Annotated in this window: 24 protein-coding genes, 1 pseudogene and 1 riboswitch; of the genes and pseudogenes, 4 read left to right on the top strand and 21 right to left on the bottom strand. The window is 66.8% G+C overall.

Going from position 1 to position 26261, the window contains the following annotated elements:
* The 8 genes from DKG74_RS15700 to DKG74_RS15665 all read right to left on the bottom strand — a co-directional run.
* The coding region (locus tag DKG74_RS15700; RefSeq protein ID WP_243404149.1) for a GTP-binding protein at positions 1-123 on the bottom strand (123 nt) is incomplete at its 3' end.
* 32 nt (positions 124-155) lie between these two features.
* Entirely contained in the window at positions 156-2234 is a 2079-nt protein-coding gene (gene fusA / locus DKG74_RS15695; RefSeq protein ID WP_109907118.1) for an elongation factor G, read from the bottom strand.
* Between the two features lie 15 nt (positions 2235-2249).
* Positions 2250-2720 (bottom strand): 30S ribosomal protein S7, encoded by a 471-nt coding sequence (gene rpsG / locus DKG74_RS15690; protein ID WP_109907117.1) that lies wholly within the window; start codon positions 2718-2720, stop codon positions 2250-2252.
* Positions 2721-2731: 11 nt separating this feature from the next.
* A complete protein-coding gene (gene rpsL, locus DKG74_RS15685) occupies positions 2732-3103 on the bottom strand; it encodes a 30S ribosomal protein S12 (RefSeq protein ID WP_109907116.1) in 372 nt (123 codons plus the stop codon).
* Positions 3104-3422: 319 nt separating this feature from the next.
* Entirely contained in the window at positions 3423-4826 is a 1404-nt protein-coding gene (locus DKG74_RS15680) for an AtzE family amidohydrolase (RefSeq protein WP_109907115.1), read from the bottom strand.
* Complete coding sequence (locus DKG74_RS15675) at positions 4823-5020, bottom strand: DUF4089 domain-containing protein (protein WP_109907114.1); 198 nt, start codon at positions 5018-5020, stop codon at positions 4823-4825. Before DKG74_RS15675 ends, DKG74_RS15680 begins: the two co-directional genes overlap by 4 nt.
* 62 nt (positions 5021-5082) lie before the next feature.
* A complete protein-coding gene (locus DKG74_RS15670; protein ID WP_109907113.1) occupies positions 5083-6666 on the bottom strand; it encodes a regulator in 1584 nt (527 codons plus the stop codon).
* 14 nt (positions 6667-6680) lie between these two features.
* Positions 6681-7373: a cysteine hydrolase family protein gene (locus DKG74_RS15665; RefSeq protein WP_109907112.1), complete on the bottom strand. Its 693-nt coding sequence runs from the start codon at positions 7371-7373 to the stop codon at positions 6681-6683.
* 224 nt (positions 7374-7597) lie between these two features.
* Between DKG74_RS15665 and hpxZ the strand changes: the two genes are divergently transcribed.
* The 3 genes from hpxZ (at position 7598) to DKG74_RS15650 (ending at position 9328) form a co-directional block, all read left to right on the top strand.
* Entirely contained in the window at positions 7598-7996 is a 399-nt protein-coding gene (gene hpxZ / locus DKG74_RS15660; RefSeq protein WP_109907111.1) for an oxalurate catabolism protein HpxZ, read from the top strand.
* A gap of 15 nt (positions 7997-8011) precedes the next feature.
* Positions 8012-8311, top strand: coding sequence for a hypothetical protein (locus DKG74_RS15655; RefSeq protein ID WP_109907110.1), 300 nt, complete (start codon positions 8012-8014; stop codon positions 8309-8311).
* A gap of 342 nt (positions 8312-8653) precedes the next feature.
* On the top strand, positions 8654-9328 hold the full coding sequence (locus DKG74_RS15650; RefSeq protein ID WP_109907109.1) for a hypothetical protein: 675 nt from the start codon (positions 8654-8656) through the stop codon (positions 9326-9328).
* A gap of 340 nt (positions 9329-9668) precedes the next feature.
* Here DKG74_RS15650 and DKG74_RS15645 read toward each other — a convergent pair whose 3' ends face one another.
* The 7 genes and pseudogenes from DKG74_RS15645 to DKG74_RS15615 all read right to left on the bottom strand — a co-directional run bounded on the left by DKG74_RS15645 (position 9669) and on the right by DKG74_RS15615 (position 18023).
* Positions 9669-11987: a Tex family protein gene (locus DKG74_RS15645; protein ID WP_109907108.1), complete on the bottom strand. Its 2319-nt coding sequence runs from the start codon at positions 11985-11987 to the stop codon at positions 9669-9671.
* 98 nt (positions 11988-12085) lie between these two features.
* A complete protein-coding gene (locus tag DKG74_RS15640; protein WP_109907107.1) occupies positions 12086-13513 on the bottom strand; it encodes an NAD(P)(+) transhydrogenase (Re/Si-specific) subunit beta in 1428 nt (475 codons plus the stop codon).
* A gap of 13 nt (positions 13514-13526) precedes the next feature.
* Positions 13527-13808 (bottom strand): annotated as a pseudogene (locus DKG74_RS15635) (proton-translocating transhydrogenase family protein); the annotation flags it as partial.
* 34 nt (positions 13809-13842) lie between these two features.
* A complete protein-coding gene (locus tag DKG74_RS15630; protein ID WP_109907105.1) occupies positions 13843-14979 on the bottom strand; it encodes a Re/Si-specific NAD(P)(+) transhydrogenase subunit alpha in 1137 nt (378 codons plus the stop codon).
* Between the two features lie 84 nt (positions 14980-15063).
* Positions 15064-15180, bottom strand: coding sequence for an aa3-type cytochrome c oxidase subunit IV (locus DKG74_RS15625; protein WP_109907104.1), 117 nt, complete (start codon positions 15178-15180; stop codon positions 15064-15066).
* Between the two features lie 252 nt (positions 15181-15432).
* Positions 15433-16506, bottom strand: coding sequence for a methylated-DNA--[protein]-cysteine S-methyltransferase (locus DKG74_RS22435; RefSeq protein ID WP_109907103.1), 1074 nt, complete (start codon positions 16504-16506; stop codon positions 15433-15435).
* Positions 16507-16682: 176 nt separating this feature from the next.
* On the bottom strand, positions 16683-18023 hold the full coding sequence (locus tag DKG74_RS15615; RefSeq protein ID WP_109907102.1) for a dihydroorotase: 1341 nt from the start codon (positions 18021-18023) through the stop codon (positions 16683-16685).
* 85 nt (positions 18024-18108) lie between these two features.
* Here DKG74_RS15615 and DKG74_RS15610 point away from each other — a divergent pair, with 85 nt between their 5' ends.
* Positions 18109-19143 (top strand): glycosyltransferase, encoded by a 1035-nt coding sequence (locus DKG74_RS15610; RefSeq protein ID WP_109907101.1) that lies wholly within the window; start codon positions 18109-18111, stop codon positions 19141-19143.
* On the opposite strand, the gene DKG74_RS15605 is transcribed toward DKG74_RS15610, so the two are convergent.
* The 6 genes from DKG74_RS15605 to DKG74_RS15580 form a co-directional block, all read right to left on the bottom strand.
* Positions 19071-19946 (bottom strand): ABC transporter substrate-binding protein, encoded by an 876-nt coding sequence (locus tag DKG74_RS15605; RefSeq protein WP_243404146.1) that lies wholly within the window; start codon positions 19944-19946, stop codon positions 19071-19073. The genes DKG74_RS15610 and DKG74_RS15605 overlap by 73 nt on opposite strands.
* Positions 19934-20506: a DUF7676 family protein gene (locus DKG74_RS15600; RefSeq protein ID WP_109907100.1), complete on the bottom strand. Its 573-nt coding sequence runs from the start codon at positions 20504-20506 to the stop codon at positions 19934-19936. Before DKG74_RS15600 ends, DKG74_RS15605 begins: the two co-directional genes overlap by 13 nt.
* Complete coding sequence (locus tag DKG74_RS15595; RefSeq protein WP_109907099.1) at positions 20506-22446, bottom strand: TonB-dependent receptor plug domain-containing protein; 1941 nt, start codon at positions 22444-22446, stop codon at positions 20506-20508. Before DKG74_RS15595 ends, DKG74_RS15600 begins: the two co-directional genes overlap by 1 nt.
* 266 nt (positions 22447-22712) lie before the next feature.
* A riboswitch (cobalamin riboswitch) is annotated at positions 22713-22929 on the bottom strand.
* A gap of 92 nt (positions 22930-23021) precedes the next feature.
* Positions 23022-24665: a 3-(methylthio)propionyl-CoA ligase gene (locus tag DKG74_RS15590; RefSeq protein WP_109907129.1), complete on the bottom strand. Its 1644-nt coding sequence runs from the start codon at positions 24663-24665 to the stop codon at positions 23022-23024.
* Positions 24666-24776: 111 nt separating this feature from the next.
* A complete protein-coding gene (locus DKG74_RS15585; RefSeq protein WP_109907098.1) occupies positions 24777-25307 on the bottom strand; it encodes a flavin reductase family protein in 531 nt (176 codons plus the stop codon).
* 42 nt (positions 25308-25349) lie between these two features.
* A complete protein-coding gene (locus DKG74_RS15580; RefSeq protein WP_109907097.1) occupies positions 25350-26237 on the bottom strand; it encodes a LysR substrate-binding domain-containing protein in 888 nt (295 codons plus the stop codon).
* Positions 26238-26261 lie beyond the last annotated feature (24 nt).

Below are 26261 nucleotides of genomic sequence, written 5' to 3'. Positions count from 1 at the left end.
ACCACCGGTCTCTGCCAGAACCTTGGTGATCGCCGCCGTCAGCGACGTCTTGCCATGGTCGACGTGACCGATCGTGCCGATGTTGCAGTGCGGCTTCGTCCGCTTGAAACTTTCCTTGGCCATCGTGGCTCTCCGTAACTCTAGCGGTTTCGAACTCAGGCGTACTTGGCGCGGACTTCATCCGCGACCGCCTGAGGCACCGGCTCGTAATGGGCAAAAACCATGGAATACTGCGCGCGACCCTGGGACATCGAACGCAGCGTGTTGATGTAGCCGAACATGTTGGCCAGCGGCACGAGAGCGTTGATCTCCGTGGCGTTGCCGGCCGCCGCTTCGGTGCCCTGGATCTGGCCGCGGCGGGAGTTCAGGTCGCCGATGACCGAGCCGACATATTCGTCGGGGGTCGTGACGTTGACCTTCATCACCGGCTCGAGCAGCTTCGGGCCCGCCTTTTCCATGCCTTCCTTGAAGGCGGCACGGGCGGCGATTTCGAAGGCGAGGACCGACGAGTCGACATCGTGGAAGGCGCCGTCGATCAGGGTGGCCTTGAAGTCGATCATCGGGAAGCCGGCGATGACGCCGTTATCCGCGACCGAGGCAATGCCCTTGTCGACGCCGGGGATATATTCCTTCGGCACCGAACCACCGACGATCGCGCTCTCGAACACCCGGCCCTTGCCGGCCTCGAGCGGCTCGAACACCAGCTTCACGCGGGCGAACTGGCCCGTGCCGCCGGTCTGCTTCTTGTGGGTGTAATCCACTTCGGCGCGCTTGGTGATCGTTTCGCGATAGGCGACCTGCGGAGCGCCGATATTCGCGTCGACCTTATAGGTGCGGCGCAGGATATCGACCTTGATGTCGAGGTGGAGTTCGCCCATGCCCTTCAGGATGGTCTGACCCGATTCCTGATCGGTCGAGACGCGGAACGAGGGGTCTTCGGCGGCCAGCTTGCTGAGGGCGATGCCCAGCTTTTCCTGGTCGGCCTTCGACTTCGGCTCGATCGAGATCTCGATGACGGGCTCGGGGAATTCCATCTTTTCGAGGATCACCGGCTTGTTCGGATCGCACAGCGTGTCGCCGGTGCGGACTTCCTTGAGGCCCGCGAGAGCGACGATGTCGCCGGCATAGGCTTCCTTGACGTCTTCACGGCTGTTCGCGTGCATCTGCAGCATACGGCCGATGCGCTCGCGCTTGTCCTTGGTCGAGTTCAGCACGCCAGCGCCGGTCTCGAGCTTGCCCGAGTAGACGCGGCAGAAGGTGATCGTGCCGACGAACGGGTCGTCCATGATCTTGAACGCGAGGACGGCGGTCGGCTCGTCGTCCGACGAGTGACGCTCGGTCTCTTCGCCGGTCTTGTAGTCGATGCCCTTGATCGCCGGAACGTCGAGAGGCGACGGCAGATAGTCGATCACGGCGTCGAGCAGGGGCTGAACGCCCTTGTTCTTGAAGGCGGAACCGTTCAGCACCGGCACGAAGGCCAGCGAGATCGTGCCCTTGCGGATGCAGGCCTTCAGGGTCGCTTCATCCGGCTCGGTGCCTTCGAGATAGGCTTCCATCGCCGCGTCGTCCATCTCCACCGCGGTCTCGACCAGGGTGTGACGGTATTCGGCGGCCTTCTCGGCGTATTCTTCCGGAATGTCGACGACGTCGAACTTCGCACCCAGCGACTCTTCGCGCCAGATGATCGCCTTCATGCGGACGATGTCGATGACGCCGGCGTATTCCGATTCGGCGCCGACCGGGATCGACAGCACGAGCGGACGCGCGCCCAGGCGATCGACCATCATGTCGACGCAGCGATAGAAGTTGGCGCCCGTGCGGTCCATCTTGTTGACGAAGCACATGCGCGGAACGCCGTACTTGTTGGCCTGGCGCCACACGGTCTCGGACTGCGGCTCGACGCCAGCGACCGAGTCGAACACGGCGACCGCACCGTCGAGCACGCGCAGCGAACGCTCGACTTCGATGGTGAAGTCGACGTGGCCCGGGGTGTCGATGATGTTGACGCGATGGTCGTTCCAGAAACAGGTCGTCGCGGCCGACGTGATCGTGATGCCGCGCTCCTGCTCCTGCTCCATCCAGTCCATGGTGGCGGCGCCATCATGGACTTCGCCGATCTTGTGCGAACGGCCGGTGTAATAAAGGATTCGCTCGGTCGTGGTGGTCTTGCCGGCGTCAATATGGGCCATGATGCCGATATTGCGATAGCGATCCAGCGGCGTAGTACGAGGCATGTCGATACGCTCCCGTTACCAGCGATAGTGCGAGAAGGCCTTGTTGGCCTCCGCCATGCGGTGGGTGTCTTCGCGCTTCTTCACGGCCGTGCCACGGTTGTTCACCGCGTCGAGCAGTTCGCCCGACAGACGCTCGGTCATCGTGTGCTCGGAACGCTTGCGCGCCGAGGCGATGAGCCAGCGGATGGCCAGCGCCTGGCTGCGGTCGTGACGAACCTCGACCGGGACCTGATAGGTCGCACCACCGACGCGGCGGCTGCGCACTTCGATGGCCGGACGGACGTTCGACAGGGCGTCGTGGAACACGCGGATCGGGTCCTGCCCGGTCTTGCCCTGGATGCGGTCGAAGGCGCCATAGACGATCGTCTCGGCAGCGGACTTCTTGCCGTCATACATCAGGCTGTTCATGAACTTGGTCACGACGATGTCGCCGAACTTCGGATCCGGCAGGACTTCGCGCTTTTCGGCACTGTGGCGGCGAGACATGGGGCCTCTCCTTACTTCGGACGCTTCGCGCCGTACTTCGACCGGCGCTGCTTACGGTTCTTCACGCCCTGCGTATCGAGGACGCCGCGAATGACGTGGTAACGGACACCCGGCAAGTCCTTGACGCGACCGCCACGGATCAGCACGACCGAGTGTTCCTGGAGGTTGTGGCCCTCGCCGGGGATGTACGAGGTGACCTCGAACCCGTTCACGAGACGCACGCGCGCGACCTTGCGAAGCGCCGAGTTCGGCTTCTTCGGGGTCGTCGTGTAAACGCGGGTGCAAACGCCGCGCTTCTGGGGGTTACCGGTGATCGCCGGCACCTTGTTCTGGTAGGCCGGCTTCTGACGCGGCTTACGGAGCAACTGATTGATGGTCGGCATCAGTCCCTGCCTTCTCTTCCCTCGTTCGAGTCACGTAAACCCCGCCAGATTGTCAAAGAGCGGGCTCACGCAACAAAATCGGCCTACAGCGCCCTCGGCACTGTCGCCGACCAAAATCTCGTGGCCCCGGATTACCCGTGACCGATGTCCGGTACTCTTAACTCGTCGACGCCGCGTTCAGGTTGAACCCCTGCCACCGCCGTCCGAGTGGAGGCGCGAACATATGGGCGAGGTTCCGACTCGTCAAGCGGAAAGCAGGCGCCCCGGAGATGAATCCGCCAGGCCTTGCAACAGCCGCATGGATGCCGCCCAGACCACCTTACTGGACCGCCGGAAGCGGCGCCGAGACGACGCCTTCCGCCTCGAGGACAGCGGCGGCGCGCAGGGCGATGTCCTCGCGCCAGGGCGCGGCGATCAGCTGGACGCCGATGGGCAGGCTGCCTTCCCCGGCCCCGGCGACCGGAACGGCGCAAACCGGCAGGCCGATCGCCGAGATCGGCTGGGTGAACAGGCCGAACATCGGCCGGACGGGCACGGTCTGGCCACGCAGCAGCATGGTCTTCTGGCCGACCTTGGGCGCGCACATCGGGGTCGATGGCGCGACGACGAGATCGAATCGCTCGAACAGGCGCGCGGCCTGGGCGGCATACCAGCGCCGGACCTGATGGGCCTTCACCGACCAGGCCGCCGGCAGCAGGGCACCCGCGAGGAAGCGGTCCCGCGTCTCGGGATCGAAATCGAGCGGCCGGGACCGCAAGCGGTCGAGATGAAAGGCCGCGCTTTCGGTATTGGTGATGATGAAGGCGGCGGCCCGGCCGGCTTCTGCGCCAGGCAGCTCCACCGTCTCATGCGCGCCGAGGGCCTTGGCCACGGCCGCCACCGCGCGGCTGGCGGCGGCCATGCCCGTGGTATCGAAATGCCCACCCAGCACGGCGACCCGCAGGCCCCCGATGCCAAGATCGAGGCCATCCACCACCGGCTCCGCCGCGCGGCGGGCGCAGGCGTGGTCGCCTCCGTCATGGCCCTGCAGCAGGTCGTAGGCGAGCGCGAGGTCCCCGACGTTGCGGGCGAAGGGGCCGAGATGGTCGAGACTGTCGCAGAAGGGAAAGCTGCGGCTGCGCGGCAGGCGGCCATAGGTCGGCTTCAGCCCGAAGATGCCACAGAGCGAGGACGGCACCCGGATCGAGCCGTTGGTGTCGGAGCCGAGCGAGATCGGCGCCAGCCCCCCGCCCGTCGCCGCGCCACAGCCCGATGACGAGCCGCCGGACATGTGATCGGGGTCGTGGGGATTGCGGCAGGCGCCGTCATGGGCGTTCTCGCCGGTGAAGTCATAGGCATATTCGCCCATGTTGAGCGCGCCGAGGGGTACCGCGTCGGCCGCCAGCAGGCGCTCGACCAGCACGGCGTCGCGGGTCGCGGGGGCGCGTTCGCGGTTGATCAGGCTGCCGGCCCTTGTCGGCAGGTCTTCGAGATCGAACAGATTCTTCACCGCGAAGGGCACGCCGGCCAGCGGCCCCAGCGGCTCGCCCCGGGCCTTGCGCGCGTCGATGGCCTGGGCGACCTCGATCGCGCGGGCGGCGGTCACGTCGGTATAGGCGTTCAGGACGGGGTCGATCGCCTCGATCCGGTCGAGGAACAGGCGGGTGACGGCAAGGGCGGTGGCGCGGCCTTCCCGGACCGCGGCGGCGATGTCGCGCGCCGACGCGAAGGGATCGAGGCTCACGGCGAGACCGGCTCGAACACGCCGTCAAGATCGAGGGTGTCGTCGCCCAGCGGCGCCGCCTCGACCAATGCCGCCATCGAGGCGGCGAGTTTCAGGAACTGGAGGACACCGGGCCGGGCTTCCGCCGGTATGTCGAGGCCGAGCGTCGGCGCGACCGCATGCATATAAGAGACGGGATCGAAGTCGGAAGGCATACGCAGGTTCCCCGGGGCGACACGATCCCCCCGGCCCGAAGGCCGGGGGGAGGACTGGGCTGTCACTCGGCCGGTTCGGGCACCGCGTGGGTATGCCCGCCGCCGACATTCACCGAAGACGGTACCACCCGCCGGGCGGCCAGGGCCAGCCCCAGCGCGACCAGGAGGTAGCCCGCGACCACGGTCGGGCTTTCGCCGATGCCGATGACATGGCTGTGCATGAAGCCGAAGAAGGTCATGATCGCCGCCGCCAGCGAGAAGAAGCAGGCCTTCATGAACTGCCGCTCGATGATGAAGACGGCGATGGCGCCCAGCATCAGCCCGCCGAGGATGGCACCGCCGCCCAGCACTTCGAGCCCGTGGTAGACGACGCCGTTCATGCCCAGCTTGTCGATGCCGACCGCCGCCGCCGAGGTACCGGCCGCGCCCAGCGCCCCGTCGATCTGGACCTTCGCCCAGTCGGCGAGATGGGGGGTGAGGGCGAGGACGATGGCCGGGGCATGGCTGCGCGGCGTCTCCTGGAACGCCTGGGAGCCGATCAACATGCCGATGTAAAGCAGGATGGGCGCGATGGCGACCACCGGCACGAGGGCCAGCATCAGCGCGATGATGCCGAACCAGGACAGTACGATGACCATGGCGCCGACCGCGGCGGAATAGCCGATGCGCCCGCCCATGGCCTTCCAGCCCGGATGGCCGATATAGACCGCGTTGATGAAGGGATTGCCCATCAGGCAGCCGATCAGGCTGACCACGCCATCGGCGGTCAGCACGCGGGTGGTCGGATAGGCATCGCCAGCGACTTCCGCCGATTCCACGTTATCCATCGCCTCGACGAGGTCATAGATGCCGAAGGGAATGGCGGTGACGAGGATGATGCCGAGGAACTGGAAACCGCTGAAGACGTGATCGAAGGCCGGGATCGGCACCGAGAAGCCGAAGCTGGACAGGGCCCCGGCGACGCCTTCGCCCGACATGCCGCCGAAGTTGAAGCCGAACAGCGTCGAGCCCCAGGCGATGGCGCAGCCGACGATGATGGCGACGAGGCCGGCCGGCAGGTTCTTCGGATACTTCAGGCCGCCGAACCAGGCCATCAGGATGACGCCGAAACAGGCAAGGCCGATCACCGGTGTCACGAACATCTCGAGCGCGGGCTTCATCGAGATGAAGGTGACCGAGACGCCGGCCAGCGTGCCCAGCAGGGCGGCGCGCGGCGTGATGCGGCGGATGACCGGGGCAACGAAACCGCCGACCATCAGCACGAAGCTCTGGATGAAGACCCAGGTCAGGCCCGCTTCCCAGCCCTTGACCGGATCGCCGGTGGTCAGGGTGATGGGCAGCATGATGACGAAGGTCACCACGAACATATGGGGCACCGAAATGCCCGACGGCAGGGCGCAGACGTCGGTTCGCCCGGTCTTCGCCGCCAGCCGGTAGGCGAGGAAGGCGTAATATCCGGTCGACAGGAACATCATCAGGCCCATCGCCGGCAGGATGCGGCCGAAGACGATCTCGTCCGGCATCTTGAGCACGAAGCGCAGCAGGCCGGTCAGCACCAGCATGTTGACGAGGATATTGGTGCCGAACCCGAAGAAGGCGTTGAGATCGCCCGGGGTCCAGAGTTTCGGTTTGGTCATGGTCGTCATAAGCACCCCCTGCCCTATTCCGCCGCAGCCGCGGCCGATACCCCGAGCGCCGACACCACCTTGGCGGCATCGCTCACCCAGCCGAAAATGCCGCCCTGCGCCTTCACCATGCGCAGGGCGACCTCGTGGAATTCCGGGAAGTAGGAGCCGCAGGCATCGCCGATGGCGACGCAGCGATAGCCCCGGTCGTTGCCTTCGCGGATCGTCGTGTGCACGCAGACTTCGGTGGTGACACCGCAGACCAGCAGCGTGTCGATGCCCCGGTTGGCGAGCACGAGGCCGAGGTCAGTCGCGAAGAAGGCGCCCTTGCCCGGCTTGTCGATGACGACTTCGCCCGCGATCGGATAAAGCTCGGGGATGATGTCCTGGCCGGGCTCGCCCCGGATCAGGATGCGCCCCATGGGCCCGGGCGCGCCGATGCGGTGCGTCGGGCTGCCGCGGTTCACCTTGGCCGGCGGCGCGTCCGACAGGTCGGGCCGGTGCCCTTCCCGCGTGTGGATGACCAGCATCCCCGCCTTTCGGGCGGCGTCGAGAATGGCCTTGGCCGGCGGGATCGCCTTCGCCAGCAGCGAGACGTCGTTGCCCAGGGTCTCGCCGAAACCGCCCGGCTCGAGAAAGTCCCGCTGCATGTCGATGATGACGAGCGCCGTCCGTTCCACCTCGGCGCCGATCGCGCCCGGCTCCGCCTCGAGAAGGAATTTGGTCATGCCCTGCCCCCTGCGATAGTGCTTTGTATGCAATGCAAAAGGCAGACCAAGCGCCGCGAAACCGTCACAAGCTGGTCAAACCCTTGTTCTATCGTATCATTCTGACGATCCCCGGTGCCGGTCGGCGTCTCGCATCCGCACAAGGAAGGCTAATTTTTGTGCATGTATACAATTATTGATCAGGGCTGATTGAAATCTGCCCAGTGCTGGAGTAGGAGATTTTCATGAGCCAAGACGACACGCCCGATCTCTGGATCGACCACCCGACCGCCCTGATGGAAATAAGGGCGGCGTTCGAGGCTTACGAGCGCGCGTTGATGACCAACGACACCGCTGCCCTCAATCACTTCTTCTGGCAGGACCCGCGCGTGCTGCGCTTCGGGCCGAGCGAGAACCTCTATGGCGCCGAGGCGATCGCCGCCTATCGCACCGCGCGCGATGTGACCGACCTCGCCCGCACGCTGGAAAACACGAAGATCACCGCCTTCGGACCGGACCTCGGCGTCGCCAATACCGAGTATACCCGCCTCAAATCCGGCCGTCGCGGCCGTCAGACCCAGGTCTGGGCCCGCCTGCCCGAAGGCTGGCGCGTCGTCTCCGCCCACGTCAGCCTGCTCGACTGAGACGGGGGGCGAGCCATGGAGCCGCCCGCCGACCTGACGGTCGACCTCACGCTCTATCCAACAGAGACCGGCGGCAAGCGCCTGACCATCCGCTCCGGCTACCGCTGCCTGTGCTTCACCACCCGAGACACCGCCGCCGGCGGCCGGGATGTCATGCTGCTCCTCGGCCCCGCACCGCTCGCCCCCGGCGAGTCCCGCCGCATCGGTATCGCCTGCCTCACACCCGCAGGCGCAGCCGAACTCCGCGCGGTCGGCTACTTCTATCTGTGGGAAATGCGCTTCATCGGTGAAGCTACCGTGGTCGACCCGCCGTAGAAAAGCGAGGCCCGAGACTGGTCAGGAAACTCCATGTCCAAGGGCGCTCTATTAGGTATAGCGTCCCTGCATTAGCCGGGAGTCCGTTAGAAATTGCACGATACGGGGACACCATACTCAACTACACGATACGGGGACACCATACTCAACTATTTCCCGACACCGATACGGGGACACCATACTCAACTATTTCCCGACACCGATACGGGGACACCATACTCAACTATTTCCGATCCGCCATGTACCCTTCGTCAGGGACGATCAGAGGCTGGCTCTGGCCGCGGGCGAGCCGTCGTCCTTATTGCCGATAGACCGAAACCCAGCCGTGATATTGTCGTCCCGATGATCACCCGGCGCATGCTCTCCATAGCCGTCGCCACCGTGCTGGCAGGCTCTCTCGTCTTTCTGGCGCCCGCCGTCTTTGCGCTGGTATTCGTGATGATCGCCGCCTATGTCGTTGACACCACCGACCCGCCGCCCCCGGACGGCGGCTATGCGCCATTCCGGGCTTGGCTGATATCGGTCGACCGTGTCGAGCCCCTGTCGAAATGGATCGAGAACGGCAGAGACGGACTTCTCGTCATCCGGTCGGTGAGCGAGGTCGCTGAGAACGCCCTCGCGTATGGTCCCCAGATCGCAGCAGCCTTGCGTGATCCCGCCAACGATGCGGGCCTGAGGGAGGTCGCCCTCACCGTGGCTCAATGCCTGCCCCTCAACGACTATCTCCGCCTGATCGAGGACCTGCAGGCGGATGGTCTCCATGATATCGCCAAGGAAGCGATCATCCCGCCGCTCTCGCGCCGCCGGCTCGACGAAGCCTTCGAGGACCCCCGCGTCCGCGCCCTGGTCGAGCCGATGCGCGGCGACTATGGTCCTCAGGATGACATCGCCAATCCAGCGATCCGCCTGCTGTCCGGTGAGGCGGCGCGTTTCCTGGCCGTCATGACGCCCTGGACACCCTGCCCCGAGCAATATCCCGACTCCGTGATCGAGCCTGTCGGGCCGCCGCAGAACTGAAACGAGCTGTTCCGTATAGCGTCCCCGGATTCCTAGCGTCTCCGGATTCCACGGCTCAACGCAAAAGCACGAGACGTCCGGCAGGCCATGCCAAATCTCTCTTGACCAACAAGACAGTCGCTCTCCCCCCAAAGGGCGGAGAGGGAGTTGCTGGGTGCCCCCTCTCCGCCCTTCAGTCTAATGCAGGGACGCCATACTCAATTTTATTCATTAGATATAGCGTCCCCAGATTAAACACCCCCTCTCCGCCCCTTGGGGGGAGAGGGCCGGGGTGAGGTGGGGAAGCTCGATCTTCAACGCCCTGCGCCTCTCCTCCCGGGAGGAGAGGCGCAGGCGGCGGCTATTTCCGGCGCATGGCGTCGAGGAGGGCGGCGCCGAGACTGCCTTGCTGGTTCTGCTCCGGCCGTTTCGGGGCGGGGCCGGGGCGGCGCTGGTCGCCGCGCGCCGGTTGCTGCTGGGGACGGCCGGCGTCGCGCGGCGGGGCCTCGCCCTTGCGCATGGTGAGCGAGATGCGCTTTCGCTTGGCGTCGACCTCGAGCACCTTCACCTTGACGACATCGCCCGCCTTCACCACTTCCGCCGGATCCTTGATGAAACGATCGGCCAGCTGGCTGACATGGACGAGGCCGTCCTGATGGACGCCAATGTCGACGAAGGCGCCGAAGTTGGCGACATTGGTCACCGTGCCTTCGAGGATCATGCCGGGCCTCAGGTCGGAAATCTCCTCCACCCCTTCGGCGAAACTGGCGGTACGGAATTCCGGGCGCGGGTCGCGGCCGGGCTTTTCGAGTTCGGACAGGATGTCCTTCACCGTCGGCAGGCCGAAGCGGGCATCGACGAAATCCGCCGGGTCGAGGGACTTCAGCAGTTTCGCGTCGCCCATCAGGCTGCGCAGGTCGCGGCCGCAGGCGGCGACGATCTTCTTGGCGACGCCGTAAGCTTCCGGGTGGACCGAGGAGGCATCGAGCGGCTCGGCCCCATTCGAAATGCGCAGGAAGCCGGCGCATTGCTCGAAGGTGCGGGGGCCAAGGCGGGAAACCGAGAGCAGGTCCTTGCGGCTGGCAAAGGGGCCGTTGGCATTGCGATGGGCGATCACCGCTTCCGCCAGCGAGGCGCCGAGCCCTGAGACGCGGGCGAGCAGCGAGGCAGAGGCGGTGTTGAGATCGACACCGACCGCGTTCACCGCATCCTCGACCACCGCATCGAGCGAGCGGGCGAGCCGGTGCTGGTCGACGTCGTGCTGATACTGGCCGACGCCGATCGACTTCGGGTCGATCTTGACGAGTTCCGCCAGCGGGTCCTGCAGGCGCCGGGCGATGGAGACCGCGCCGCGCAAGGAGACATCGAGGTCCGGGAATTCCGCCGCCGCCAGCGCCGAGGCGGAATAGACCGAGGCGCCGGCTTCCGAGACGACGACCTTGATCGGCTTGTTTTCGGCCGGCAGGTCGCCGATCAGCTCGGCCGCCAGTCTGTCGGTCTCGCGGCTGGCGGTGCCATTGCCGATGGCGATCAGTTCGACCTTATGCTTCAGGATCAGGTGGCCGAGGGTCGCCTGGGCGCCGCGCACGTCGTTCTTCGGCTGAAACGGATAGACGGTCGCCGTCTCCAGCACCTTGCCGGTGCCATCGACCACCGCGACCTTGACGCCGGTGCGGATGCCGGGATCGAGCCCCATGGTGGCGCGCGAACCGGCGGGGGCCGCCAGCAGCAGGTCCTTGAGGTTGCGGGCGAAGACGTGGATCGCCTCCTCCTCCGCGCGCTCGCGCATTTCGTTCATCAGGTCGATGGACAGATGGAGCGACAGCTTCACCCGCCAGCACCAGCGCGCGACATCGCCCAGCCATTTCTCGGCCGGGGTCGGCGCCCTGGGGTCGATGCCATAGGCGCCCATGATGCGCGCCTCGACCGGCTTGACCGGGGCGTCGCTGTCGGCGTCGACCTCGATATCGACGCTCAGCACTTCCTCGTTGCGGCCGCGCAGCATGGCGAGGGCGCGGTGACCGGCGACCTTGGCCCACGGCTCGGCATGGTCGAAATAATCGCTGAACTTGGCGCCGGCCTCGGCCTTGCCCTCAACGAGGCGGGCATGGACGACGGCCTTGTCCTTCATGTAGTTGCGCAGGTTGCCGACCAGATCGGCATTTTCCGCCATCTGTTCGACGATGATGTCGCGCGCGCCGTCGAGGGCGGCCTTCACGTCCGGCACCTCGTCCCGGAGATAGGCGGCGGCGGCCTCCTGCGGGATCAGGCTTCGGTCGGCGAGCAGGGCCTCGGCCAGCGGCCCCAACCCCTTCTCGCGCGCGATCTCGGCCTTGGTGCGGCGCTTCGGCTTGAACGGCAGATAGATGTCCTCAAGCTCGGCCTTGGTTCCGGCCGCCTCGATCTTGGCCGCCAGCTCGTCGGTCAGCTTGCCCTGCGACCGGATCGACTCGAGCACGGTCTCGCGCCGGGCCCAGAGTTCGCGCAGGTAGGACAGCCGCTCCTCGAGGGTGCGGAGCTGGGTATCGTCCAGGCCCCCCGTCGCTTCCTTCCGGTAGCGGGCGACGAAGGGCACGGTCGCGCCACCGTCCAGCAATTCGACCGCCGCCGTCACCTGTTCGGGTTTCGCCTGGATCTCGGCGGCGATGATGCGGGCGATGCGAAGCGTGTCTGCGGCCATGAGTCGTGCTCGTTCGGTTGCGGGGTCGGCGACCTTAGGACAAAGAAAAGGGCCGCGCCAGTCACCCGGCGCGGCCCCGTTTCCCGAGCGGTGGCGGCTTAGTGCGCCATGCCCTTCACGATTTCCTCGACCACCTTCTTGGCGTCGCCGAAGAGCATCATGGTGTTGTCGCGGAAGAACAGCTCGTTCTCGACGCCGGCATAGCCGGACGACATGCCGCGCTTCACGAAGAGCACCGTCTTGGCCTTGTCCACCTCAAGGATGGGCATGCCGTAGATCGGCGAGGCCTTGTCGGTCTTGGCCGCCGGGTTGGTCACGTCGTTGGCGCCGATGACGAAGGCGACGTCCGACTGCGGGAAGGCCGAGTTGATGTCTTCAAGCTCGAACACTTCGTCGTAGGGGACATTGGCTTCCGCCAGCAGCACGTTCATGTGACCGGGCATGCGGCCCGCCACCGGGTGGATGGCGTAGGAGACCTTCACGCCTTCCGCCTTCAGGAGGTCGGCCATCTCGCGCAGCGCGTGCTGGGCCTGGGACACCGCCATGCCGTAGCCGGGGACGATGACCACGGAACCCGCGTTCTTCATGATGAAGGCCGCGTCGTCCGCCGAACCCTGCTTGACCGGGCGGGCTTCCTTCTGGCCGCCGCCGGCGGCCGCGGCACCCGCGTCGGCGCCGAAGCCGCCGAGGATGACGCTGATGAAGGAGCGGTTCATGCCCTTGCACATGATGTAGGACAGGATCGCGCCCGACGAACCCACCAGCGAGCCGGTGATGATCAGCGCCGTGTTCTGCAGCGTGAAGCCGATGCCCGCCGCCGCCCAGCCGGAATAGCTGTTCAGCATGGACACGACCACCGGCATGTCGGCGCCGCCGATCGGGATGATCAGGGTGATGCCGACGACGAAGGACAGCGCGGTCAGGGCCCAGAACGCCCAGGTCGCCTCGCCCTTCGAGACGATCAGGATCACCAGCAGGGCGACGATGGCAACGGCGATGGCGCCGTTGAGCAGGTGGCGGCCCGGCAGCAGGATCGAGGCGCCCGACATGTTGCCGTTCAGCTTGGCGAAGGCGATGATCGAGCCCGAGAAGGTGATGGCGCCGATGGCGACGCCAAGGCCCATCTCGATCAGCGAACCGGTCTTGATGCCGCCTTCCGGCAGGGTGATCCCATAGGATTCCGGCACGTAATAGGCGGCGGCCGCGACCAGCACCGCGGCCATGCCGACGAGGCTGTGGAACGCGGCGACGAGCTGCGGCATCGAGGTCATGGCGACGCGCTTGGCGATCACCGCGCCGATGCCGCCGCCGATCGCCAGCGCGACGACGATCATGCCGATCGTCAGCGCGTCGATGTTCGGCAGCACCTGGTGGGACAGCAGGGTGGTCACGACCGCGATGGTCATGCCGATCATGCCGTAACGGTTACCCGCGCGCGAGGTGGCGGGCGACGACAGGCCGCGCAACGCGAGAATGAACAGTACCCCGGAGACGAGATACAGGAGAGAAGCGAGATTGGCGTTCATCGACGTCGGCTCCTCACTTCTTGTCTTTTTTCTTGTACATGGCGAGCATTCGGCTCGTGACCATGAACCCGCCAAAGATATTGACGGAAGCGAAGACGACGGCGATGAAGCCGAAGATCTTCGAGGCCCAGGAGGCCGAACCCATGGCCGGCACCGCGACGGCGATCAGCGCGCCGACGATGATGACCGACGAAATGGCGTTGGTGACGGCCATCAGCGGGGTGTGCAGGGCGGGCGTCACGCTCCAGACGACGTAATAGCCGACGAAGACGGCCAGAACGAAGATCGAGAGCAGGGAAATGAAATGATCCATCAGGTCACCTCTTCTCTCAGGCCGCGACGAAGGCCGGATGCACCACGGCGCCACCCTTGGTCAGGATGGAGGCCTTGATGATCTCGTCTTCCCAGTCGATGGCGAGCTGCTTGGTCTCCTTCGAGACCAGCGGGGTGATGAAGTTCAGCAGGTTCTTGGCGAAGAGCTGCGAGGCGTCGACGCAGATCCGGCTCGGCAGGTTCAGGATGCCGACGATCTTCACGCCATTGTCGGTCACGACGACCTCGCCCGGCTTCGACAGCGGGCAGTTGCCGCCCTGTTCGACCGCGAGATCGACGATGACCGAACCCGGCTTCATGGTCGCGACCATCTCCGCCGAGACCAGCACCGGCGCGGGCCGGCCCGGGATCAGCGCCGTGGTGATGACGATGTCCTGCTTCTTGATGGTGTCCGCGATCAGGGCCGCCTGTTTGGCCTGATAGTCCTTGGACATTTCCTTGGCGTAACCGCCGGCGGTCTGGGCGTTCTTGAACTCGTCGTCCATCACGGCGACGAAGGTGCCGCCGAGGGATTCGACCTGTTCCTTGGTCGCCGGGCGCACGTCGGTCGCCGAGACGATGGCGCCGAGACGCTTCGCCGTCGCGATGGCCTGCAGGCCGGCGACGCCGACACCCATGATGAGGGCGCGGGCCGGCGCGACGGTGCCCGCCGCGGTCATCATCATCGGGATGGCGCGGGAATATTCCGCCGCCGCCTCGATCACCGCGCGGTAACCCGCGAGGTTGGCCTGGGACGACAGGATGTCCATCGACTGCGCACGGGTGATGCGCGGCACGAATTCCATGGCGAAGGCGTCGATGCCGGCATCGGCATAGGCCTTCACGCTGTCGCGGTCGGCATAGGGGTTGAGGCCGGCGATCAGCACGGCGCCCCGCTTGAAATGCGCCAGCTCGTCCGGCATCGGGCGCTGGACGTGGAACACCACGTCGGCACCGGCGATGGTCGAGGCGGCATCGGGCGCGACCTTCGCGCCGGCGGCTTCGAAGGCCGCGTCGGTGATCGCGGACGCGAGACCGGCACCGGTCTCGATCACGATCTCGGCACCGAGCGCGATCAGCTTCTTGACGGATTCGGGAGAAGCGGCGACGCGCTTCTCGTTCGGCCGCCGTTCCTTGGGAATGGCAATCCTCATCTGGCCCCCAGACTTGAGCATTTATGAAAAAGGTGAAAGGGCGTGGCGCCGGTCCCTACAGGGCCAGCCCACACCCGTTCGGAATCAAACCAGGAAGATCGCCATGAGCACCAGCAGGACGATCATGCTGATGATCGACCATTTGGTCAGGCTCATGAACAGCGAGTAGGTCTTCCGATGTTCGGTGATGTCCATGGACATAGGTCTATTCCCGAGCTCCCCGGCGATCCGATTGCTGGCGCAACCCAAAATCAGCGCCGAGTGCAGATCCGAAGTTTCCGATTTCTTGTTTGCCGGGCGCGGCCGCCGGAATTCCCCGCCAACCCCGCCAGACCCTTTGTTAGGCGCGCACTATTACAAAAGGGATCATGGCAAACAAGCACTGTCTGCTGCGTAGCAAAATGCGGAACGAACGAATATTGCCAAAAGGAACCAGTCGGGGGGAAATCGGCCTCAGGCGCCGGCCTCGCGCTCGATTTCCAGCAATTTGCGCTTGCGCGCCGTGCCCCAGCGATAGCCGGTCAGCGAGCCGTCCGCCCCCACCGCGCGGTGGCAGGGCACCAGGATCGAGACGGGATTCGCCCCGCAGGCCCGGCCGACCGCCCGCGCCGCGCCCGGCTTGCCGATGGCGGCGGCAAGCGCGCCGTAAGTTCTCGTCTCGCCCACCGGGATCGCCCGCAGCGCCTGCCAGACCGAAATCTCGAAGGCCGTGCCCCGCAGGTCGAGGGCGAGCGCCCCGCCGGCACGGGGTTCCGCCGCCCGGGCGCGCACGGCGTCGAGCAACGGCGCGAGGCGCGCCTGATCGCGGGCGATGCGGGCGCGGGGGAAGCGGTGAACGAGATCGGCCGCCAGCATCGCCTCGTCCTCGCCCATGAAGAGGGCGGCGATACCCTGCGCGGTCGCGGCGACCAGGGTCAGGCCGAACACGGTGTCAACCGTCGCCCACCACAGATCGAAATCGCCGGCCTTCAGCTTGGCCGGTGTCGTACCCGTCGCCTGCTTCACCGCGCGGTAGGCGTCGGAGACCGCGCCAAAGCCCGCCTCATAGAGCGCGCCCGCGACATCGTCGCCCTTGGCAAGGGCAGCGACCAGCCGGCCCTGCTTGCAGCCCGCGGCATAGTCGCGGGGCGAGACACCGGTCAGGCGCTTGAACAGGCGCTGGAAATGGAAGGGCGAGAGATGCACCGATTCGGCGAGGGCATTCAGCGTCGGCGCCGCCTCGCCCGCCTCCAGCGCATCACGGATCAGGATGCAGGCCTTCTCGACCGCGCCCTGCGCCCGCTGCGCCGCCGCCCCCGCCGGCTGGTCCGGGCAGCAACGCTTGCACGGCCGGAAACCGGCGGCGAGACCCGAAGCGAGATCGGCGAAGAAGCGGACATTCTCGCGCCGGGGCAGCCGCGACGGGCAACCGGGCCGGCAGATGACGCCGGTCGTCGCCACGCCATAATAGAAGTCGGGACCATCCTGCGCGGCACCGGACAGGCGGCTCCAGCAGGCATCGAGGTCGAGGTCGGTTCGGGCGGTCATGGCGTCTCTCCGGGTCACGGCGGGAGAATGGCGCGGCGGAAAGGCTTACGCTGCCCCGATCTTGCGCTGCAATTCGCCCCGCCTCACCCCGCCCCCCCCTGAAGGGCGGAGAGGGAGAAGAGGCCCCCTCTCCGCCCGCCTGCGGGGGGAGAGGGCGGGGGGTGAGGTGGGTGCCCTCAGACGAAGGCCGACGGCACTTCCGAGAAGCGCAGGGCCTCGCCGATGGCGGGGCCGGCGACCTCGCCGTCCTGCATGACGACATGGCCGCGGATGATGGTCGCCATCGGCCAGCCGGTGACGGTATCGCCCTCGAACGGGCTCCAGCCGCAGCGGGAGGCCAGCCAGTCGGCGGTGATCACCCGGGTCGCGGCGAGATCGACCAGGGTCAGATCGGCGTCGTAACCGACGGCGATGCGGCCCTTGCCGGCGAGGCCGAAGATGCGCTGCGCGCCGGCGGAGGTAAGGTCCACCACCCGCTCCAGCGTCAGCGCCCCCTTGGCCGCATGGTCGAGCAGCAGGGGCAGCAGGGTCTGCACCCCCGGCATCCCCGACGGGCTGGCGGGATAGGGCTTGGCCTTTTCCTCGGCCGTGTGGGGCGCATGGTCCGAGCCGATGACGTCGACGATGCCGGCCCTGACCGCATCCCACAGGCCGGCACGGTGGTGCTCCTCGCGAATGGGCGGGTTCATCTGGGCATAGGTGCCGAGGCGGCGATAGGCTTCGGGTGCCGCCAGGGTCAGGTGCTGGGGCGTGGTCTCGACCGTCACCAGATCCTTGTGCTGGCCGAGGAACTCCATCTCCTCCGCCGTCGTCACGTGAAGGATGTGGATGCGCCGGCCGTGGCGCCGCGCGATGGCGACGGCGCGTTTCGTCGCCATCATGGCCGAGACCGGATCGCGCCAGTTGCAGTGATCGGCGACATCGCCCGAATCGGCGATGGCGCGGCGCTCCTTCAGGCGGGCCTCGTCCTCGGCGTGGATGGCGATGCGGCGGCGCCCGGTGGTCAGGACCTTTTCCAGCCCCGCGTCCTCGGCGACCAGCAGGGAGCCGGTCGAGGCCCCCATGAACACCTTGATCCCGGCGCAGCCCGGCATGGCTTCCATGGCGGCGAGGGCGCCCATGTTATCCTCGGTCGCGCCGGCATAGAAGGCGTGGTCGCAGAACATGCGGTGATGGGCGCGGCGCAGCTTGTCGTCGAGATCGTCGGGCGTCGTCGTGGAGGGCTTGGTGTTCGGCATCTCGAACACGGCGGTCACCCCGCCCATGACCGCGGCGAGCGAGCCCGAGGCGAGGTCTTCCTTGTGCTCGAGGCCCGGCTCGCGGAAATGCACCTGGGTGTCGATCACGCCGGGCAGGACGTGCAGGCCGGTCGCGTCGACGCGGCGGCCGGCATCGGCCCGCGACAGGTCGCCGATGGCGGCGATGCGGCCGGCGATCACGCCGACGTCGGCGAGGCCGCGACCGTTCTGGTTGACGACCGTGCCGCCCGAAACGACGAGATCGAAAGTCTGAGCCATGCTGGGAAATTCCTGAAACCGGCCGGTCCGTTGACCGGCACCCGAGGGCCGTGCCATCTCTGGAGCCGGATCGAGAGGCACCGAGATGCATATCCTGAACGTCATGCTGGGCAAGAAGGCGGGCGGTGTCGAACAGGCGGCGCTAGACTATCACCGCGCGCTGACCGGGCAAGGCCATCGGGTGACCAATGTCACCCGCCCCGGCGCCTGGGTCGATGCGAAGCTGGACGCGCTGGGCGCCACGCGCCTGTCCCTGCCCCATGTCGCCGAATGGGACCCGCTCGCCGCCTTCCGGCTGCGCCGGACGATGGCGCGCCTCGCGCCGGACGCCGTGATCGCCCATTCCAACCGCGCCCTTGGCCTGTGCCTCGCGGCCTCGCGCGGGCGCTGGCCCGTTCTCGCCGTCACCCATAATTACAGCATCCGCCGCGTCGTGAAGGCGGACGGCGTGCTGTGCATCACCCGCGACCTTTGTACCCGGGTCATCGAACTCGGCGTGGCGCCGGGCCGCGTCTTCCATATTCCGAACATGGTCGAAACCGATGTCCCGGTGAACGATCCGGCGCCGCATCGCCCGCCGGTGATCGGCACCATGGGCCGCTTCGTCGAGAAGAAGGGCTTCGACCTCTATATCGACGCCCTCGCCCTCATGCGCCAGCGAGGCATTGCGTTTCGCGCCATCCTCGGCGGCACGGGCGAATTGGCGGCACAGCTGCACCACCGCGCCATCGCCGCCGGGCTCGGCGATGTTCTCGCCTTTCCGGGCTGGATCGAGGATCGCGACACCTTCTATGCCGGCCTCGATATCTTCTGCCTGCCATCCCGGCACGAGCCCTTCGGCATCGTCGCCATCGAAGCCTTCGCCCATGGCGTCGCCCTGGTCTCGACCGCGAGCGAAGGCCCGCGCGAAATCGTCGATGGCGATAACGGCCTGCTCACCCCGCTCGGCGATGCCGGGGCACTGGCCGAAGCGATGGCGGGCCTGCTGGCCGACGATGCCCGCCGTCGCGCGATCGCGGCGGCAGGGCGCCGCTCGGCGGTCGAGGATTATTCCATGGCCGCCGGGGGCCGGCGGCTGACCGCGGCGCTCGAGACGCTGCTCTCGACCGGCGGCGCCTGAGCTTCCGCCGCCCCGGCCAGCAGGCGCACGGCCTCGACCATGCCGGGGCCGGCGCAGGTCCATAGCCGGTTGGGCACGCCGATCACCCGCATCGCGAAAGGCAGGCGCGCCAGCACCGGGTGATGCAGCACCGCTTCGGCGAGGGCGGGCGCCGCCATGGGTTCCAGGTCCATGACGAGAATATCGGGCCGCAGGCTGGCAACCAGCTCCAGCGGCAGCGCGGTGTAGACCCCAAGCGCGGGATCGGCCCCAAGATTGACCAGCCCGGCCCGGGTCAGCAGCGTGTCGACCAGCGACCCCGCGCCCGAGGTCACGCCGTTCGGGCGCAGCACCAGCGCGCGCAGCGGCCTTGCCCGGGGCGGAATGGCATCGAGCCCCGCACGGATACTTTCGATCATCGCCTCCCCCCGCGCGGACTGGCCGAGGCTGGCGGCGACGTCGCGGATCTGCGCCTCGACCTCCTCGAAGGTGACCGGCACGTCGAGTTCCTTCACCGGCAGCCCGAGATCGCGCAACAGGGCAACGGTGGTGCGTGTCGTGTAACGGCCGGCGATGACGAGATCGGGCCTGAGCCGGACCACATCCTCCGCCTGGCCACGGGTCTGGTGAAAGCCGTTGGCGAGATCGGCGACCGTCGAAATCCGCTGCTCCCGCGCAAGGAAGGAGACGGCGGCGACCTGCTCCCGGTCGGCGAGCCGCAGGACCAGTTCGTCGGCGCAGAGATTCATCGAGACGACGCGCGGCCCGGCGAGGGCTGCCGGCCCAAAGATCAGCAACCCCAGCACGAGGATCAGCCGCCACACGGAAAGCCCTCGGCCGTGCGGTCGAGCGGATCGGGATCGAGGCCGAGACAGACCCGCCGCAACTCGTCCCACAGGGCGAGGCGGCTGAAATCGGGCGGCCGCGCCGGCTTCATATCGGGGGTCAGCAGCGGATTGGGCAGGAACACCGTCATCTGCTGCTCGCCCGCGCCATTGAACAGGCGCAGACCCCAGGACCGTGGTGCCCCGTCGTCCCGCAAGCCGCGATAAAGCTCGGCCCGCGCCGTGCGGCGGTGGCGGGCCAGTTCGGGCGGCGTCGGATGGCGCGGGGTGCCCCTGTTCTCGCCGATGCAGAGGTGGAAATGCCAGCGGCCGAAATCGACGGTCAGATAGCCGTCGAACAGCACGACCTTCTTCGGCGCACGGTCGACCGCGATCTCGAAGACCGCGCCCTGCACGCAAGAACCGAAGACGATCTCGTGCCAGTGTTTCTCGAACAGCAGCTTGCAGAGGTCGAACAGGAAGTCGGCGCCGGTCGGCAGGGGGAAGATTTCCACCTTGCCGTTGCCCGCCTCCTCGACGATGCGTGAGACGGCGGCCATCAGAACGACGCCTTAACGCCGGCATAAGCCGAACGGCCGAGCGAGCCGTAGGAATAGACTTCCTCGTATTCCTCGTCGAACAGGTTCTCGACCCTTGCATAAAGCTCGACATTGTCGACGACCCGGTAGGAGCCGGCCAGATTGACCACGGTGTAACTGTCCATGTCCTGGACTTCGGACGACCAGCTCCTTGTGTAGAGCACGTCCTTGAAGTCGCCGGTGTAGACAAGACCCAGGTTGGCCGACGCCCTGCCTTCGAGGAAACGGTAGCCGATGTCGAGGCTGCCCTGGTTGGCCGGGCGGCGGACCTCGGCCTCGCCCGTCTTGCCGTCGCGGGCGTGGGTGTAGCTGTAGGACAGGCGGACGGTCAGCGCGTCGACCGGCTCGGCCAGCAGCTCGAACTCGACGCCGCGATGGCGCGACGTGGCCGGATCGTTGATCGGCGTGCCGACATAGGAGCCGCTGCCGGCGTCATAGACATAGGTGCTGCCGATCTCGTCCGAGATGCGCTGGTCGAAATAGGTCACGCCCAGGCTCAGCCGGTCGCCGAGCAGGGACTGGTCGATGCCGGCATCCCAGCCCCTGCCCTTTTCGGGCTTCAGGTCGGGATTGCCCTTGTAGCTGCTGCCGTAGCCGTGGAGTTCGTTGATCGTCGGGTTCTTCACGCCCGTGCCGTAGGACAGGCGGAACTTGGTCCCGGTCGGATCGAGATGATAGGCCGCCGTGGCGCGCCAGGTCGTCGCATCCTCGAAGAGGTCATGAACATCGCGGCGTAGGGCGCCCGTGAGGCTGAGGTCGTCGAACAGGCGCAGCTGGTACTGGCCCACAAGGGAATCCTGATCGACCGCCTTCTCGACATAGGAAACGATTTCGTCGCGCTTGTGTTCGGCGGCGAAAGTGACGAGGTGCGATGCGTCGGCGAAGCCGGGCGTCTCGAAGGCATAGTCGGTCTGATAGTCGTAGCGGGTCGTCTCGCCGTGGGACGACGAGGTGACGGCACCGTCGCTCAGGTAGTCGGTGTCGGCACGGAAATGCGCGAGACCGAGCTTGTGGGTCCAGCGGCCTTCGAGCAGCGACAGACGGGCCTGGACGCGGGCGAAGGTCTCGTCACCCCGCGACCCGGCGTTGGCGTCATAGGCGTATTGATAGCGGCTCGTGGTATCGCCGACGCGCAGGCCGAAATCGTCGTAGTCGCCCTTGAAATGGGTATCGCGGAAGACGAGGTCAAAGCCCAGCTGCTTCGAGGGGTCGAAGCTGGCGTTCACGGAAGAGGTAATGCCGCGATAGGCGTCGTCTTCGCCGTTGCCGCGCCATTTCGCGGCGGAGGACGTGCCTTCGGTCGTCGTGCCCGTGGTGCCGGCGCGGATCGAGAAGCCTTCCCCTGCGGCGCTGGCCGAGACGGTGCCGATCAGCGTCCCGCCGCTGCCCCCCTCGATGCTTGTGGTCACGGTCGAGCCGGGCGCGCCTTTCCGCGTGACGATATTGATCACGCCGCCGACCGCGTCGGAGCCGTAAAGCGCGCTCTGAGGCCCGCGCAGCACCTCGATGCGCTCTATGTCGGCGGTCAGCAGATGGCCGAAATCGAATTCGGACGACGACGCCGGGTTGTTGACGACAACACCGTCGATCATCACCAGGGTCTGATTGGCTTCCGAGCCTCTGATGCGCACCTGGGTCTGGTTGCCGATGGTGCCGGTGCGGCTGACCGCGACACCGGGCACGAGACGGAGCGCGTCCGAGACGACGCGGATCTGCTTCGCCTCCAGCTCCTCGGCGGTGATGATGGATAGGGCGCTGCCAACCGCGGTCAGCGGCGTGACCTCGCCCAGATTGGCGCTGACCGAGACTTCGGGCAGAAGCTCGGCCTCTTCCGCCCGGGCGGCGGCGATACCGAGGGTGGCGAGGGAGGCGGTGGCGAGAAGGAACCCGAGCCGTGACATGACGATCCCCTGAAGGCGGGCAGGCGCGCGGCCGCCATTCGGGCGCACGCGTCCTGCCCCGTCCGCGGATGCGGACAGGCGCTACCCCGTCCGCGGATGCGGACAGGCGTTGGACAAAGCGCCGCCTTCGGCCGGATCGCCATCCGGCACGTTACAGAACGGGGCACGTTACGGCAGGAACGGGCAAGGCCCGGCCGGGACGGCGCCTATGGACGCATCACTGCGACGGATTGGGTCCGCTACCCCCGGTTCACCCGACCGGTGGTAAAGTGATGCCCCTGGCGGCAGGTCTCCTGGCTCGCGGATCAGCGTCCTGCACCGTCTTCCCGGCCGGCCCGAAGGCACTCGACCAGTGACTTGAGGTGCGAACTCACCGCTCACAGTTGCGGGGACAGCCACGGCCGGGCGCGACAACGCGCCTTCCGTGTTCCCTTTTAATCCCGGCCTTTGGAGGGCGCGGGAACCGTCAAAGCGGGGCTAATGTCCATCAGCGGCGCATCGACGTCAACGGGCAATCACGCGCCACAAAAAGAAAACCCCGCCGGAGCGGGGTTTTCCATCGGGAATGCCGCCGGTTACTCGGCGGCGACGCCGGGGAACTTGTAATCCTTGAAGTCGTCGCGCAGACGGGTCTTCAGCAGCTTGCCGGTCGCGGTGTGCGGCAGATCGTCGACGAAGACGACGTCGTCGGGCATCCACCACTTGGCGATCTTGCCGGTGAGGAAGGCCATCATCTCGTCCTTGGTGACCTCCTTGCCCGGCTTCCTGACCACGATCAGCAGCGGCCGCTCGTCCCACTTGGGATGGAACACGCCGATAACCGCGGCCTCGGCCACGCTCGGATGGCCGACGGCGGCATTCTCGAGGTCGATCGACGAAATCCATTCGCCGCCCGACTTGATCACGTCCTTGGCCCGGTCGGTGATCTGCATGAAGCCTTCGGGGTCGAGGGTGGCGACGTCGCCGGTGTCGAAGTAACCGTTGTGGTCGAGGATGTTGCCGCCGTCGCCCTTCAGATAGGCACCGGCGATCCAGGGCCCGCGTACCATCAGGTGGCCGAAGGCGACACCGTCGCGCGGCAGCTCGTTGCCGTGATCGTCGGTGATCTTCATGTCGACGCAGAACACCGCGCGGCCCTGCTTGCACTGGATGTCGAGGCGCTTCTCGATCGGCAGCTTGTCCATGCCGGCCTTGAGCGAGCCGAGGGTGCCGAGCGGGCTCATTTCCGTCATGCCCCAGGCATGGCAGACCGAGACACCGTATTTGGTCTCAAAGGTCTCGATCATCGAGCGCGGCGCGGCGGAGCCGCCGATGACGACCCGCTTCAGGGTGGAGAGCTTGCGGTCCTCCTCCTTCTCGAGGTGCTGGAGCAGCATGAGCCAGACCGTCGGCACGGCCGCGGTCATGGTCACGCCCTCGGTTTCCAGCAGCTCGTAGATGCTGGCGCCGTCCATCGCGGCACCGGGCATCACGATCTTGGCGCCGGCCATGGGCGCGCCATAGGGGATCGACCAGGCATTGGCATGGAACATCGGCACGACCGGCAGCACCGCGTCGGACGAGCGCATCCCGAGGGCATCCGCGTTGTTCGCCACCATGGAATGCAGCGCGGTCGAGCGGTGCGAATAGAGCACGCCCTTGGGATTGCCCGTGGTGCCCGAGGTGTAGCAGAGCGAGGAAGCCGTATTCTCGTCGAACTCCGGCCAGACGAAATCGTCGGAAGCTTCCTCGACGATCTCCTCGTAGCAGAGTGCGCCCGGGATCGAGGTCGCCGGCATATGCGCCCGGTCGGTCATGATCACGAAATGCTTCACATTGCCAAGGCGCGGCAGCAGCTTCTCGACCAGCGGCACGAAGGTCAGGTCCATGAACAGGACCTTGTCTTCGGCGTGATTGACGATATAGGCGATCTGGTCCGGGAACAGGCGCGGGTTGATCGTGTGGCAGACCATGCCCTGGCCCGAAATGCCGTACCACAGTTCGAGATGGCGATAGGTGTTCCAGGCCAGCGTGCCAACGACATCGCCGAAACCGACGCCGAGCCGGCCCTTCAGGACATTGGCGAGCTTCCGCGCCCGGCGCTCGCAATCGGCATAGGTGTAGCGATGGATCGGACCCTCGACCGTGCGGGTCACGATCTCCCGGTCCTTGTGGTAAACGGCAGCGAAGGTCAGGAACGACGAAATCAGGAGCGGCCTGTCCTGCATCAATCCACGCATGTTCTCCCCCATCTCTTGTTGTGTGGTGGTGCTCTCTCTCGATCAGCACTTAAGTGTTGCCGGTGCCTTCGTCAACCTGCCCGATTTCGGGGGGCGAAGCCCGCGAACTTTTCAACGCATACGCGATTTCAGGCGAATGATTTCACCGTCCAGGGCGAATTCGCCCCAGCCCCGGTGATGCAGCGTCGACACCCCGGTGAGGGCAGGGTCGAACCAGCTGTGCACCGCCTCGAGGACGAAGAGGTTGAAGCGATCGACCAGGCTGTCGTCGATCACCCGGCATTCGATATTGGCGAGGCAGCCGGCGATCAGCGGCGCCGCCACCAGTTTCGCCGGATGGCTGTCGAGGTGGAAGCGGGCGAATTTGTCCACCTCCCGGCCGGAGCAATTGCCGATCTCCACCACGCGTTCCGCCATGGTGGCGGGCGGCACCGCGATCACGCATTCGCCGGTCTCGCGCAGGGCGGTGAAACTGTGGTCGGCGCCGCTGACGATGCAGGCGATGCGCGGCGGCTCGAATTCCACCATCATGTGCCAGGACATGGTCATGACATTGGCCTTGCCGTCCTGCGCCGTCGCCAGCAGGGCGACCGGGCCGGGCTCCAGCATCTGATAGACCTTGGATGGATGCAGGGTCTTCACGGCGGCCTCCTCGATCTCGAATGGCGCGCCACCATGACCCGGTCAGGACGCCGCGGCTTTGACCCAGGTCAGAAAACGGCGAAGCGCCTCGCCCCTTGTCCGGCCGGGCCGGGTGACCAGCCAATGGCCGTCCGGCGCCGGCACCGACAGGGGAAAGGGCTGGACCAGCCGCCCGGCCGCGAGGTCATCGAGCACGAAATGCCGCGCGGCGAGGGCGACGCCGCGCCCCGCGACCGCCGCCGCCAGGGCCTGCGCCGAGGATTCGAAAGGACGGACCGCCGCCGCCGGCAGATCGGGCACGCCCGCCGCCGCCAGCCACAGGGCCCAATCCCCCGCCCGCTCCGGCACATCGACGACAAGGCGGGCGAGATGCCGCAGGTCGGCCGGCACCCGTAGCCCAGGCGCGAGGCCGGGGGCGACGACCGGCGCCATGTCTTCGACCAGCAGGGCTTCGGCGGCGAGGCCGGGCCAATCGCCCGCGTCCCGGCCAAGAGCGATGGCGAGATCGGCGCTGCCGTCGCGCAGCCGCGCGACCGGATCGGACGCCGTCGCCAGCCGCAGGTCGATCCCCGGATGCAGCGCCTCGAAACCACCCAGCCGGGGGATCAGCCAGCGCATGGCGAAACTGGGCAGCACCGCGACGGTCAGGCCCCGCGTCGTCTCCCGCGCCGCGAGATCGACCGCCTCGCGCAACTGGCTGAAAGCCTGGCTCAGGCGTGGCAGGACCAGGGCACCCGTCGCCGTCGGCACCAGCCGCCCCCTGTCGCGGACGAACAGCGGCTGGCCGAGATCGGCCTCGAGCAGGCGCAGCTGCTGGCTCACCGCCGGCTGGCTGACACCGAGGGCGCGGGCCGCGGCGGCGACACCGCCATGGCGATGCACCGCTTCGGCGGCCTGCAAGGCCTTGAGGGGCGGAAGGCGGCGGGACATGGCAAGAACATTAGATTTTCTTAT

It is taken from the genome of Zavarzinia aquatilis (assembly GCF_003173035.1).
GTDB lineage: Bacteria > Pseudomonadota > Alphaproteobacteria > Zavarziniales > Zavarziniaceae > Zavarzinia > Zavarzinia aquatilis.
Note: the sequence above shows the minus strand (reverse complement) of the source record. Positions and strands in the feature narration are given on the sequence as shown.